Origin of the sequence: Pseudomonas sp. NPDC099000 (genome assembly GCF_044759925.1) — a bacterium.
Lineage (GTDB): Bacteria > Pseudomonadota > Gammaproteobacteria > Pseudomonadales > Pseudomonadaceae > Aquipseudomonas.
This window is the reverse complement of sequence record NZ_JBIWAF010000016.1, coordinates 1-13917: the sequence shown is the minus strand read 5'-3', so window position 1 is coordinate 13917 and position 13917 is coordinate 1. Positions and strand designations below refer to the sequence as shown.

Genomic DNA, 13917 nt, shown 5'->3' with positions numbered 1-13917 from the left:
TCATTTTGTGAACGACACAAAACCTGTAGGAGCGAGGCTTGCCCGCGAAGAGGCCAGCTCAGTCAACCAAGATTCCAGGCCTTACTTCTGCGCCCCGTCATCATGCTGCAAATTCGCCTGCGTCAGGTTGCACCCCGGTGGCACGCTACGGGTCAGCCAGACATTACCGCCAATGGTCGAGCCTTTGCCGATGGTGATCCGCCCCAGAATCGTCGCACCGGCATAGATCACCACATCATCCTCAACAATCGGATGTCGCGGATGGCCCTTCTGCAACTGGCCGTCCTCATCCGACGGGAAGCGCTTGGCGCCCAACGTCACGGCCTGATAAATCCGCACACGCTCGCCAATAATGGCGGTTTCGCCGATCACCACACCCGTCCCGTGATCGATGAAAAAGCTGCGACCGATCTGCGCGCCCGGATGGATATCGATACCGGTGGCCGAATGGGCAATTTCTGCGCTGATCCGTGCCAGCAGCGGCAGCCCGGCGCGGTACAAATGGTGCGCCAGACGGTGGTGAATCACCGCCAGAATTCCCGGATAGCACAGCAGCACTTCATCGACGCTGCGCGCCGCCGGGTCGCCGTGATAGGCCGCCAGCACATCGGTGTCCAGCAGACTGCGCAGCCCCGGCAATGCGAGGGCGAAATCCTGAATGATCGCAATGGTCTTGGCCTCGACTTCAGTGTCGGCCTCGGCGCTGTGGCGAGCGGCGTAACGCAGTTCGAGTCGCGCCTGGGCCAGCAACGCATTCAACGCGACGTCCAGGGTGTGGCCGACGTAAAAGTCTTCACTCTCCTCACGCAAATCCACCGGCCCCAGACGCATCGGGAATAGCGCACCGCACAGCGCTTCAAGAATCTCCGCCATGGCGGCCCGGGAAGGCAACTCGCGTCCGCCCTGCTCGCCGCTGGCGCGGCCGTTTTGTGCGCGCCACTGGTCACGCGCCGTACGCAGTTGGCTGACGATGGTCTGCAATTGCCAATGGCTGGAACGCTCGCTCACGGTAAAAACTCCTCACGGGCGGCCGGACTGTCTGGCCGCGTTGTCGGCGATTACTTTACGGCAAGGTCTGGAAGCCGAATTAAGAACCAATTGTGCTGTGTTCAGCACTTTCGGATATAAGCGATTGGCGGTTGCCCACGCATTTGGGCGTGCCTATAGTCCTGACATCTCCCTTGGCCAGTACGGACCCATGATCAAACAACAGCTTGCCCGCTTTAACCGCCTCGACCTCCTCGGCCACCCTACCTCGCTTGAAAAACTCGAACGGCTGTCGACCTGGCTCGGCCGTGATGTGTACGTCAAACGCGATGACCTGACACCGCTGGCCATGGGCGGCAACAAGCTGCGCAAACTCGAATACCTGGCGGCCGATGCCTTGGCCCAGGGCGCCGACACGTTGATTACCGCCGGCGCGCTTCAGTCCAACCACGTGCGCCAGACCGCCGCCATTGCCGCCAGGCTTGGCTTGAGCTGCGTCGCGCTGCTGGAAAACCCGTTGGGCACCGACGACGCCAACTACCTGGGCAACGGCAATCGGCTGCTGCTCGACCTGTTCGATGCCAAGGTCGAGCTGGTGGAAAACCTCGACAACGCCGACGAGCAACTGCAAGCCCTGGCCGACCGTCTGCGCAACAACGGCAAAAAGCCGTATCTGGTGCCGATTGGTGGCTCCAATGCCCTGGGCGCTCTGGGTTATGTACGCGCCGGGCTGGAACTGGCGGAACAGATCAAGGACACCGGCCTGCAATTTGCCGCCGTGGTTCTGGCCTCGGGCAGCGCCGGGACCCATGGCGGTCTGGCGCTGGCGTTGAGTGAAGCACTGCCGGATTTGCCAGTGATTGGTGTCACGGTGTCCCGCAGCGACGAAGATCAGCGCCCGAAAGTCCAAGGCCTCGCCGAACGCACGGCCGAGTTACTGGGCGTGAGCCTGCCGGCGAGTTTCAAGGTCGAACTGTGGGACGAATATTTCGGCCCGCGTTATGGCGAGCCGAATGCCGGGACACTGGCGGCGGTGAAGCTGGTGGCGAGTCAGGAAGGGTTGCTGCTGGATCCGGTGTACACCGGCAAGGCGATGGCCGGATTGCTCGACGGCATTGGTCGTCAGCGTTTCAACGACGGTCCGATCATCTTCCTGCACACCGGCGGGGCACCGGCGTTGTTTGCCTACAAAGACTTCCTGTAGTGATCGTTCCCACGCTCTGCGTGGGAATGCAGCCCGTGACGCTCCGCGTCACTGGACGCGGAGCGTCCCATGAGGCATTCCCACGCAGAGCGTGGGAACGATCTCGATCTCATATTCAATAAAAGTATAACAAACTCGATATTTATTATTTTCCTATCTAAAAGCGCCATCATATAGTCACGCCGCAGGCGAATTTGCAGCGAGACGCATACGCTGCTTTAGGGCAGGATATTGCAGTCGTCCAAATCCCGATTTTGCCAACATTCCTAAAAGCGTCTTCATAAGAAAACACAGGGGCTTGTCATGAATTTTTCCGCAATACGTCGAAATCTGCTGGTCGGTTCGCTGGGCCTGGCACTGAGCGCCGGTCTACTGGGGCAAGCGGTTGCCGGTGAGCAGCTGCAAAAAATCAAGGACGCAGGCGTGATCAACGTCGGTCTGGAAGGCACTTACCCTCCGTTCAGCTTCGTCGACGCCGACGGCAAACTGGCCGGTTTCGAAGTCGAGTTCTCCGAAGCCCTGGCCAAAGAACTGGGGGTGAAGGTCAAACTGCAACCGACCAAATGGGACGGCATCCTCGCGGCGCTGGAATCCAAGCGTCTGGATGCGGTAATCAACCAGGTGACCATCTCCGAAGAGCGCAAGAAGAAGTATGACTTCTCCGAGCCGTACACCGTTTCCGGGATTCAGGCGCTGGTGCTGACCAAGAAGGCTGCGGAGCTGAACATCAAGTCTGCCGCCGATCTGGCCGGTAAGAAAGTCGGCGTAGGCCTGGGCACCAACTACGAGCAGTGGCTCAAGGACAATCAGCCTAAAGCCATCATCAAGACTTATGACGATGATCCGACCAAGTTCCAGGACCTGCGCGTCGGCCGTATCGACGCCATTCTGATCGACCGCCTCGCCGCGCTGGAATACGCCAAGAAAGCCAAGGACACAACCGCCGCCGGCGAAGCGTTCTCCCGTCAGGAAGCCGGTATTGCCCTGCGCAAAGGCGAGCCTGAGTTGCTGGCTGCGGTGAACAAAGCCATCGACAAGCTGCGTGCCGACGGTACGCTGAAGAAGCTTTCGGAAAAATACTTCAGCGCTGACGTCACTCAATAATGGAAGAAGCTTTCCAACTCGCACTGGACTCTCTGCCCTTCCTGCTCAAGGGGGCCTACTACACGGTCATCTTGAGCCTGGGCGGGATGTTCTTCGGCCTCATGCTGGGCTTCGGCCTGGCACTGATGCGCCTGTCGCGCTTCAAGCTGGTGAGCTGGATCGCCCGCATCTACGTGTCGTTCTTTCGCGGCACGCCGTTGCTGGTGCAACTGTTCGTGATCTATTACGGCTTGCCGCAATTGGGCATGGAACTCGATCCGCTGCCGGCTGCCCTGATCGGCTTCTCGCTGAACATGGCCGCTTACGCCTGTGAAATCCTGCGTTCCGCGATCAGCTCCATCGAACGCGGTCAGTGGGAAGCTGCCGCCAGCATCGGCATGACCCGTGCGCAGACCCTGCGCCGGGCCATCATCCCGCAAGCAATGCGCACTGCATTGCCGCCGCTGGGCAACAGCTTCATTTCGCTGGTCAAGGACACCGCGCTGGCCGCCACCATCCAGGTGCCGGAACTGTTCCGCCAAGCGCAGCTGATCACAGCACGCACCTTCGAAGTGTTCACCATGTACCTTGCCGCCGCGCTGATCTACTGGATTCTGGCCACGGTGCTGTCGCACCTGCAGAACAAGTTGGAAGAGCGGGTCAATCGGCACGACCAGGAGTCCTGACCCCATGATTGTCGTGGAAAAACTGACAAAGCAGTTCAAGGGTCAAGTGGTGCTCAACGGCATCGATCTGCAAGTGAAGGAAGGCGAGGTGGTGGCAATCATCGGGCCTAGCGGCTCGGGTAAAACCACCTTCCTGCGATGCCTGAATTTTCTGGAAGAACCCACCAGCGGCCGGATCAAGGTCGGTGACATCGAGATCGATGGCAGCCGCCCGTTGAACCAGCAGCAGAGCCTGGTGCGGCGCTTGCGTCAGCACGTCGGCTTCGTGTTCCAGAACTTCAACTTGTTCCCCCATCGCACCGCCCTGGAAAACGTCATCGAAGGCCCGATCATCGTGAAGAAGATCCCGCACGCCGACGCCGTTGCCCTGGGTAAAAAGCTTTTGGCCAGGGTTGGCCTGGCAGGCAAGGAAGACGCTTACCCGCGACGCCTTTCCGGTGGTCAGCAACAGCGTGTGGCGATTGCCCGTGCGCTGGCGATGGAGCCGGAAGTGATCCTGTTCGATGAACCCACCTCAGCGCTCGATCCGGAGCTGGTGGGTGAAGTGCTGGCGACCATCCGCAGCCTGGCCGAAGAGAAGCGCACCATGGTTATCGTCACCCACGAAATGGGCTTTGCCCGGGACGTGGCCAACCGTGTGGTGTTTTTCGACAAAGGTGTGATCGTCGAGCAAGGTGAAGCCAAGGCGCTGTTTGCCAACCCTAAAGAAGAGCGGACCAAACAGTTCCTCAGCAAGTTCCTGAATAACGCCAACCATTAATATCGCTTCACCACTTGTTAACTTCCATGGATGGAAGTGACAACTTCTCCCGCACCAACATCTCCCGACACTGTCTTCTCGTTCATTCGAACAATAGATCAGTTTTTACAACTGCATGCGGTACATATATATGTCCTGCAACAGATTTAACTCGCCTAACATTCGCCAAATCCAGAGCCCTCACCGCGTACACGATCGCCGCCACCCACGCCTGAAAATCGATAAATACGCGGCGAAATTCGACAGAGCGGTGCGGCTTATTAACTTCAAAGCGTAGGATATTTCTGAATAGCGCTGAATACCCTACTTAACTAGCCAGCTCTATTGACACCTATTCAAGCGCACTCTTATCTAGTCGCCAGCAGGCGTCAGCCATCGTTCAAAATCATTATTGAAACTTGCAAATAGTGAACAACTTTGTTGCTCGGTAATACACGCCTTTTGATCTTTCAGAAACGGACTTCGCTGCAAGGCTTCAAGGAGAAACCCATGACAAGCACCTCGAATAAATCCGGACTTGCGGCCCCTACCCTGGCGCAATCCCACAAGACTGGCATCAATGTCACTTCGGCGGCCCATCTGCTGATCGATGTGGCGCCCTACCCCGGCATGGACGAAGGCGACCTGATCGAACTGTTCTGGGACAACTGCTACGTCGCCTCCCGCGTTCTCATGGCCGATGATGTCGGCGAAGTCGTCAGCCTGCGCGTGCCGCAAAGCTTCATCGCCAATGGCTCCTCCTGCATTCACTACCGCGTCATGCAGGTCGGACAAGGGCCGGCGCTGTCGCTCGCTACGCGAGTACAGATCAAGCTCGATTGCCCGGGCGGTCAGCCACTCACGCTGTGCGGTCACGAAAACGAGTACCTGGCACCGGTGGGCATCCCCGAAACCATTCGCCGTCAAGGGGTCAATCCGAACCAGATCAAACGCGGCGTACCCTTGACCATCGAGCCTTACCTGAACATGGCCGTCGACGATGAAATCACCCTGCGCTGGGGCGATGTGCGCATGGACTTGCCGCAGCTCAAGGCCAACGAGGTGGGCCAGCCGGTTCAGGTCTGGGTGCCGCCGGCGATCATTCTCGAAGCCGGTGAAGACCTCCGGCTGGAAGTGACTTACTGCATCCTCGATCGAGTGGGCAACAACTCCGGCTGGGCACCGCCGCGCAGGCTCAAGATCGGTTGCAACAATCCCTATCTGAAAGTGCCGTTCAAAGAAGAATTGAAAGCCGCCGAAACGCGCAAACCCTGAAAACACCGCCGTCTTTGTAGGAGCGAGGCTTGCCCGCGAAGGCGGTGTGCCAGTCAACATCAAAGGTGCCCGACACTCCGCCTTCGCGGGCAAGCCTCGCTCCTACAGGGGAAAGCAGCACCCTTCTATGCATATTCCTAAAAGTTAGTTTATTTAATTTTTATACGCGCTTACGGTATATGCACCGGACCACCGGACATTCTTGTTTTTATTTCGCCGCAACCATCGCGGCGACCCATGAGATGTGAGGTAGGTATGGTCCGGAACACAATCACCCCAGTGCAGATCGCCAGGGCATTGCGTGCAGCCAAGGAGCGGCACTGATGTCCAGTCTGGCAGATGCAATCGTTCAGAGTGATCTGGACATCGCCCCCCTGTTGTTGCCCGCGCAGGTCTTGCGCAACGACGCACAAGCCATCAAGGCCGCCCATGAGCTGGCGCAAGTCGCCCGCCTGCAAGCAGCCAAACGTGACCGGCAGCGCAAGTTGCCATGGTCGGAAATCGAACAGTTCACCCGCAGCGGATTAGGCAGCATTGCCATCCCGCGCGAGTACGGTGGCCCGCAGGTTTCGTTCGTCACCCTGGCCGAGGTCTTCGCGATCATTTCCGCGGCGGACCCGGCACTGGGACAGATCCCGCAGAACCAGTTCGGCATCCTCAATCTGGTGCTCGGCAGCGCCACCGAGGCGCAGAAAAAACAGCTGTTCAAAAGCGTGCTCGAAGGCTGGCGCATCGGCAATGCCGGGCCGGAACGCGGCACCAAAAACACCCTCGAACTCAAGGCACGGATCACCGCTGACGGGGATGGTTTTGTCATCAGCGGCCAGAAGTTTTACTCCACCGGCGCACTGTTCGCCCACTGGGTGGCGGTCAAGGCGCTGAACGACGACGGCAAACAAGTGCTGGCCTTCGTCCGTCGCGGCACACCGGGCCTGCGCATCGTCGATGACTGGTCGGGCTTCGGTCAGCGCACCACCGCCAGCGGCACCATTTTGCTCAACAACGTGCGGGTCGACGCCGAGCTGGTGGTGGACAATTGGAAGATAAACGAGAGCCCGAACATCCAGGGTGCCGTGTCGCAACTGATTCAAGCCGCCATCGACGCCGGCATCGCTCGCGGTGCCATCGATGACGCTATCGAATTCGTGAAAACCCGCGCCCGGCCATGGATCGACGCCAAGGTCGAACGGGCCAGCGATGACCTCTACGTCATCGCCGATATCGGCAAGTTGAAAATCGAACTGCACGCCGCCGAAGCGCTGCTGCGCAAGGCCGGGCAAGTGCTCGATCAGGTCAGCGCCGCGCCACTCACTGCCGAGTCCGCCGCGCGCGCTTCGATTGCCGTCGCTGAAGCGAAAGTGCTGACCACCGAGATCTCGCTGCTCGCCAGCGAAAAGCTCTTCGAACTGGCCGGCAGCCGCGCGACGCTCGCCGAGTTCAATCTCGACCGTCATTGGCGCAACGCCCGCGTGCACACGCTGCACGACCCGGTGCGCTGGAAATATCACGCGGTCGGGACTTACCACCTCAACGGCACGCTGCCCGCTCGCCACTCCTGGATCTAACGACCAGAACACTTTTGACCAGATCTCTGGAGAAACACATGACTCTTTCTCACCACGTCGCGGTCATAACCAGCGATGAGCAAGCCCTGATCGTCGCTACCGATCTGGCCGAAGATTTCAAACGCGACAGCGCCCTGCGCGACCGCGAACGTCGCCTGCCGCACCCGGAGCTGGAAGTGTTTTCCCGCTCGGGCCTCTGGGGCATCAGCGTGCCAAAAGAATACGGTGGCGCCGGCGTGTCCAACGTCACCCTGGCCAAGGTCATCACACTGATTGCCCAGGCTGACGGCTCACTCGGACAGATCCCGCAGAACCATTTCTACGCCCTCGAAGTGCTGCGCGTGAATGGCAGCGAAGAGCAGAAAAAACGTTTGTACGCCGAAGTATTGGCCGGCCAGCGCTTCGGCAATGCCTTGGCGGAACTGGGCACCAAAACCGCCCATGACCGTGTCACGAGCCTGACTCGCGACGGTGATGGTTATCGCATCAACGGCCGCAAGTTCTACGCGACCGGCGCGATCTATGCGCAACGCATTCCGACCTCCGTCGTGGATGAAAACGGCGTGCAGCAATTGGCGTTCGTCCCCCACAACAGCAAAGGCCTGACCGTCATCGACGACTGGAGCGGTTTCGGCCAGCGCACCACCGGCAGCGGTTCGGTGGTGTTCGAAGACGTCTACGTCGCCGCCGAAGACGTGATCCCTTTTCAAAGTGCCTTCGAGCGCCCGACCCCTGTCGGCCCATTGGCGCAGATTCTTCACGCCGCCATCGACACCGGCATCGCCCGCGCCGCGTATGAAGATGCCCTGCACTTCGTGCGCACCAAAACCCGGCCGTGGATCGATGCCACCCATGAAAAAGCCACTGACGACCCGTTGACCATCAAGAGCTTCGGCCACTTGAGCATTCGCCTGCACGCTGCCGAAGCCTTGCTGGAACGCTCCGGCGAATTCCTCGACAAGGCCCAGGCCAACTCCAACGCCGAGACCGTCGCTGCTGCCTCGATTGCCGTCGCCGAAGCCCGCGCTCTGAGCACCGAAATTTCCCTCGCCGCCGGCAGCACGCTGTTTGAACTGGCCGGCAGCCAGGCGACGCTGATCGAACACGGCCTCGATCGCCACTGGCGCAACGCCCGGGTGCACACCCTGCACGACCCGGTGCGCTGGAAGTATCACGCCGTCGGCAATTACTACCTCAACGATGAAAACCCTCCGTTGCGAGGGACCCTCTGATGGCCGAGGCGAAAAAGAAGATCCTGCTCAACGCGTTCAACATGAACTGCATCGGGCACATCAACCATGGCCTGTGGACGCATCCACGGGACACCTCCACCCAATACAAAACCATCGAATACTGGACCGAACTGGCGCAGTTGCTGGAGCGCGGGTTGTTCGACGGCCTGTTCATCGCCGATATCGTCGGCGTGTACGACGTCTACCAGAACTCGGTCGACGTGCCGCTGAAAGAGTCGATCCAGCTGCCGGTCAACGACCCGCTGCTGCTGGTTTCAGCCATGGCGGCGGTGACGAAAAATCTCGGCTTCGGCCTCACCGCCAACCTGACGTACGAACCGCCGTATCTGTTCGCCCGGCGCATGTCGACGCTCGATCACCTGAGTCGCGGCCGGGTTGGCTGGAACATCGTCACCGGTTACCTCGACAGCGCCGCCAAAGCCATGGGCCTGAGCGAACAGGTGGAACACGATCGCCGTTACGACCAGGCCGATGAATACCTCGAAGTGCTCTACAAACTCTGGGAAGGCAGCTGGGAAAACGGCGCGGTGCTGAATGACCCGCAACAGCGGATCTACGCCCAACCGGAAAAAGTGCACAAGGTCGAGCACAAGGGCGAGTTCTATCAGGTCGAGGGTTATCACCTCTGCGAGCCGTCGCCGCAGCGCACGCCGGTGCTGTTCCAGGCCGGCAGTTCCGATCGCGGTTTGCTGTTCGCCGGGCGTCATGCCGAGTGCGTGTTCATCAGCGGGCAGAACAAACCGTCGACCAAGGTTCAGGTGGACAAGGTTCGCGCCAGCGCTGTTGAAGCCGGGCGTAACCCCGAGGACATCAAAGTGTTCATGGGCTTGAACGTGATTGTCGGTGCCACCGAAGAGCTTGCCTGGAAGAAGCACGCCGAGTACCTCAGTTACGCCAGCGCTGAAGCAGGCGTAGCGCATTTTTCGGCGTCGACCGGAATCGATTTTTCCGAATACGAGATCGACGAACCGATCCAGTACGTGAAGAGCAACGCGATCCAGTCGGCGACCAAAAACCTGCAAAACAACGACTGGACCCGGCGCAAATTGCTTGAGCAACACGCCCTCGGCGGTCGCTACATCACGGTGGTGGGTTCGCCTGAGCAAGTGGCGGACGAACTCGAATCGTGGATCGCCGAGACCGGGCTGGATGGCTTCAACCTGACACGGATTGTCACGCCGGAAAGCTATGTGGATTTCATTGAACTGGTGATCCCGGAGTTACAGCGGCGTGGGTCGTACAAGACGGTTTATGACGACGGCAGCCTGCGGGAAAAGCTGTTTCACGGTGAAGCGCATTTGCCTGAGCAACATACCGGTTCGGCCTACCGCCGCTAAAAGCTTCGCGGGCAAGCCTCGCTCCTACAGGTATCGAGTCGTTCATAAATGTCCGATACGACGCTGAACCTGTAGGAGCGAGGCTGGCCCGCGAAGAGGCCCGCCCAAACACCCTAAATTTATGTACTGACTGGAAAATCCACCATGAAAAAGACCTGCCTCTCCCACCCAGTCAAAGCACTGGTCCTGGCCCTCGGCCTCTTCAGCTCTGTCACCTTCGCCGCCGACGCGCCGCTGAAAGTCGGCACCACCGCCGCCTTCGCCATCCCGCTGGAAGCCGCCGTCGAGGAAGCCAAAAAACAAGGCCTGCAAGTCGACCTGGTGGAGTTCAGCGACTGGATCGCCCCCAACGTCAGCCTAGCGGCTGGCGACATCGACGTGAATTACTTCCAGCACGTCCCGTTCCTGGAAAACGCCAAGGCCGCCGCCGGTTTTGACCTGGTGCCGTTCGCGCCGGGGATCATCAACAACGTCGGCCTCTACTCGAAAAAATACAAAAGCTTCGACGAGCTGCCACAAGGCGCCAGCGTCGCCATCGCCAACGACCCGATCAACAGCGGTCGCGGCCTGCAACTGTTGGCCAAGGCCGGGCTGATCACCCTCAAACCGGGTGTTGGCTACAAGGCCACCGAAGAAGACATCATCGCCAACCCGAAGAAAATCAAAATCCTCCAGGTTGAAGCCGTGCAGCTTGTACGCGCCTATGACGACGCCGATCTGGTCCAGGGCTACCCGGCCTACATTCGCCTGTCGAAGACTTTCGATGCCGGTTCGGCGTTGCTGTTTGATGGCCTCGATCACAAGGAATACGTGATCCAGTTCGTGATCCAGCCCAAGAGCAAAACCGACCCGCGCCTGATCAAGTTCGTCGACATCTACCAGCACTCGCCGGCCGTTCGTGCGGCGCTGGACAAGGCTCACGGCAAGCTCTATCAAGCTGGCTGGGAAAGCTGAGGATGACGGCCGCCATCCAACGGCGACTGGATATTCCAGAGCCACATAAAGCCGAACAGACCGAACTGCATCCGGACCTGAACCGTGCCCATGTGCGCTTCATCGGCCTGGGTAAAACCTACACCGGCCAGCAGGGTCCGGTGGCGGCGTTGCACGGCATCGACCTGGCGATCCAGCGCGGTGAGGTGTTCGGCATCATCGGTCGCAGCGGCGCCGGCAAGTCGTCGCTGATCCGCACCATCAACCGCCTCGAACAACCGAGCAGCGGGCGGGTGCTGATCGATCAAGTGGACATCGGCGAGTTCGACGAAGACCGCCTGGTCGCGCTGCGCCGACGGATCGGCATGATCTTCCAGCACTTCAACCTGATGTCGGCCAAGACCGTTTGGCAGAACGTCGAATTGCCGCTGAAAGTGGCCGGTGTGCCCAAGGAAAAACGCGAACAGAAAGTCCGCGAACTGCTGGAGCTGGTGGGCCTGCAAGGCAAGCACAAGGCCTATCCGGCGCAACTGTCCGGCGGACAGAAACAGCGTGTCGGCATCGCCCGCGCCCTGGTGCACGACCCGGAAATCCTGCTGTGCGACGAAGCCACGTCGGCGCTGGATCCGGAGACCACGCAATCGATCCTCGGCCTGCTGCGTGAGATCAATCAGCGGCTTGGTTTGACCATTGTGCTGATCACCCACGAGATGGCGGTGATCCGCGATATCTGTGATCGGGTGGTGGTGCTGGAACACGGGAAAATCGTCGAGCAAGGGCCGGTCTGGGAAGTGTTCGGCAACCCGCAGCATGAGGTCAGCAAAACCTTGCTCGCGCCGCTGCAACACGCTCTGCCGGAAGAACTGCAAAGCCGTTTGAGCCTACAACCTCAGTCCTCGGACGCGGCGGTTGTGTTGCGTTTGCAGTTCACCGGCAGCGCCACGAACGAACCGGACCTGGCAGCGCTGTTCAGCGCCCTCGGCGGTCGCGTGAGGTTGCTGCAAGGTGGCGTGGAGCGCATTCAGGGCCACGCGCTAGGGCAATTGCTGCTGGCGGTGACCGGTTCGGCGCTCGGCGCTGAAGAACTGCGCCAGCGCGCTGGCAACTGGGCGCAACAGGCGGAGGTATTGGGTTATGTGGTTTGATCGCTTGCTGCAAGGCTTCATCGACACGTTTTTGATGGTCGGCGTGTCGTCGCTGATTGCGCTGCTGGCGGGCATTCCGCTGGCGGTGATTCTGGTCACCAGCACCAAGGGCGGCATCTACGAAGCACCCGCGCTGAACCGCGCACTGGGCGCCTTCGTGAACCTGTTCCGCTCGATTCCGTTTCTGATTCTGATGGTGGCGCTGATTCCGTTTACCCGGTTGATCGTCGGCACCACGTACGGTGTCTGGGCCGCCGTGGTGCCGCTGACGATTGCAGCCACGCCGTTCTTTGCGCGCATTGCCGAAGTCAGCTTGCGCGAGGTGGACCATGGCTTGGTCGAAGCGGCGCAAGCGATGGGTTGCCGACGCTGGCACATCGTCTGGCATGTGTTGTTGCCCGAGGCACTGCCGGGGATTGTCGGTGGTTTCACCATTACGTTGGTGACCATGATCAACTCGTCGGCCATGGCCGGGGCGATTGGTGCGGGTGGGTTGGGGGACATTGCGTACCGGTATGGGTATCAGCGGTTTGATAGCCAGATCATGCTGACGGTGATTGTGCTGCTGGTGGTGTTGGTGGCGATTATCCAGCTCGGTGGGGATCGGTTGGCGCGGGGCCTAAACAAACGCTGAATGCGGTACGGTTGAAGGGCTTTTGTGGCGAGGGGGCTTGCCCCCGTTGGGCTGCGAAGCGGCCCCAAAAACCTGACGACCTGTTTTGCCTGACACACCTCTTTGAATGGCTTGGGGGCTGCTTCGCAACCCAACGGGGGTAAACCCCCTCGCCACAAAAGCACTCTCGGCACAGGCAATTTCCTTCGTGACAGGGGGAACATTTCCCACAGGAAAATCAGTGTGCCTACAGGCCTGGTCCCTTTCATTTGCAGGACATTTCCTAGATCATTCCGCTCGCTTGCGCCTGCCAATTCCGGTGGCTAGTCTTCGGTCCGTCACTGCATATCAGTGATCGGGTTTAGTAGCCCGGAACAATAGGCGTATGGCGGTTCCATGCTCATGCCCGGTGTTTTTTACCGCGTGCAGAAAATGGCGGCTGTGCGTGGGGCACTCTCGGGTGCACCGGTTTTCCTATTGACCGGCCTACTACCTGCGCACAGCTGCCACCCACCGCTTAGTAGGCGAAGGTGTCAGCTCCCCTGCAGCAATAGGAGCAACACCAATGAAAAGATCTGTCCCCGATCCACCTCCCGAAACGTCCACCCAAGGCAAACCCTCCGACGATCCGCCAAGAGACCGTTCCGCTCTTTATCGTGCAATCGATTTCTACCTCACCGGTGAACAGCCTTCGGCGCCCGATGAACTGCGGTTCTACAACGTCAGTGAAGACGTGAGCTTTGAAGACACCCAACTTTATGTCGCGGATCTGCTGCGATGCGCCTCGGTCACTGCGTATCAGTGTGGCGATCACCTCAAGGGGGCGGATCGGGCTATGGTGTTCTCTGTCTGGCATTTGCTGGAGATTGCCAAAGCCATGGTTGATCGATCCATTGATTGTTTGGGGATGAAGCAGGGCTGAGTTATCGGTCGGCAGTGAAATCGCCTTCGCGGGCAAGCCTCGCTCCTACAGTTGACCGAGTTGTCCAGACGGACGCGGTTCCCTGTAGGAGCGAGGCTGAACTGGTCCAGTAATTTTGGACATTTTTTTCGGTTCTCACGCCGCCAGCTTTTCCGCTGCTACAGGTGAGTGGTAA

The 13917-nt window shown here is 59.5% G+C and carries 13 protein-coding genes; 12 read left to right on the top strand and 1 reads right to left on the bottom strand.

Going from position 1 to position 13917, the window contains the following annotated elements; translation table 11 throughout:
* Positions 1-81: 81 nt before the first annotated feature.
* The gene (gene epsC / locus ACIQV9_RS18605; protein WP_403104336.1) at positions 82-1008 is read right to left on the bottom strand and encodes a serine O-acetyltransferase EpsC; all 927 of its coding nucleotides are present in this window, start codon (positions 1006-1008) and stop codon (positions 82-84) included.
* Positions 1009-1198: 190 nt separating this feature from the next.
* Between epsC and ACIQV9_RS18600 the strand changes: the two genes are divergently transcribed.
* From ACIQV9_RS18600 to ACIQV9_RS18545, 12 genes are all read left to right on the top strand, one after another.
* On the top strand, positions 1199-2191 hold the full coding sequence (locus tag ACIQV9_RS18600) for a D-cysteine desulfhydrase (protein ID WP_403104335.1): 993 nt from the start codon (positions 1199-1201) through the stop codon (positions 2189-2191).
* A gap of 303 nt (positions 2192-2494) precedes the next feature.
* A complete protein-coding gene (tcyJ, locus tag ACIQV9_RS18595; RefSeq protein WP_403104333.1) occupies positions 2495-3295 on the top strand; it encodes a cystine ABC transporter substrate-binding protein in 801 nt (266 codons plus the stop codon).
* The gene (tcyL, locus tag ACIQV9_RS18590) at positions 3295-3960 is read left to right on the top strand and encodes a cystine ABC transporter permease (protein WP_010464804.1); all 666 of its coding nucleotides are present in this window, start codon (positions 3295-3297) and stop codon (positions 3958-3960) included. The genes tcyJ and tcyL overlap by 1 nt, the downstream gene beginning before the upstream one ends.
* Before the next feature lie 4 nt (positions 3961-3964).
* Positions 3965-4720 (top strand): L-cystine ABC transporter ATP-binding protein TcyN, encoded by a 756-nt coding sequence (tcyN, locus tag ACIQV9_RS18585; protein ID WP_403104331.1) that lies wholly within the window; start codon positions 3965-3967, stop codon positions 4718-4720.
* A 489-nt stretch (positions 4721-5209) separates the two neighbouring features.
* Positions 5210-5974 (top strand): hypothetical protein, encoded by a 765-nt coding sequence (locus tag ACIQV9_RS18580; protein ID WP_403104329.1) that lies wholly within the window; start codon positions 5210-5212, stop codon positions 5972-5974.
* 323 nt (positions 5975-6297) lie between these two features.
* Complete coding sequence (locus ACIQV9_RS18575) at positions 6298-7539, top strand: SfnB family sulfur acquisition oxidoreductase (RefSeq protein ID WP_403104327.1); 1242 nt, start codon at positions 6298-6300, stop codon at positions 7537-7539.
* Positions 7540-7577: 38 nt separating this feature from the next.
* On the top strand, positions 7578-8771 hold the full coding sequence (locus tag ACIQV9_RS18570) for an SfnB family sulfur acquisition oxidoreductase (RefSeq protein WP_403104325.1): 1194 nt from the start codon (positions 7578-7580) through the stop codon (positions 8769-8771).
* A complete protein-coding gene (locus ACIQV9_RS18565) occupies positions 8771-10129 on the top strand; it encodes an LLM class flavin-dependent oxidoreductase (protein WP_403104324.1) in 1359 nt (452 codons plus the stop codon). The genes ACIQV9_RS18570 and ACIQV9_RS18565 overlap by 1 nt, the downstream gene beginning before the upstream one ends.
* A gap of 144 nt (positions 10130-10273) precedes the next feature.
* Positions 10274-11083 (top strand): MetQ/NlpA family ABC transporter substrate-binding protein, encoded by an 810-nt coding sequence (locus ACIQV9_RS18560; protein WP_403104322.1) that lies wholly within the window; start codon positions 10274-10276, stop codon positions 11081-11083.
* A 2-nt stretch (positions 11084-11085) separates the two neighbouring features.
* Positions 11086-12207: a methionine ABC transporter ATP-binding protein gene (locus ACIQV9_RS18555; protein ID WP_403104320.1), complete on the top strand. Its 1122-nt coding sequence runs from the start codon at positions 11086-11088 to the stop codon at positions 12205-12207.
* Positions 12197-12841 (top strand): methionine ABC transporter permease, encoded by a 645-nt coding sequence (locus tag ACIQV9_RS18550; RefSeq protein WP_403104318.1) that lies wholly within the window; start codon positions 12197-12199, stop codon positions 12839-12841. Before ACIQV9_RS18555 ends, ACIQV9_RS18550 begins: the two co-directional genes overlap by 11 nt.
* A gap of 544 nt (positions 12842-13385) precedes the next feature.
* A complete protein-coding gene (locus ACIQV9_RS18545) occupies positions 13386-13742 on the top strand; it encodes a DUF6124 family protein (RefSeq protein ID WP_403104316.1) in 357 nt (118 codons plus the stop codon).
* Positions 13743-13917: the final 175 nt, after the last annotated feature.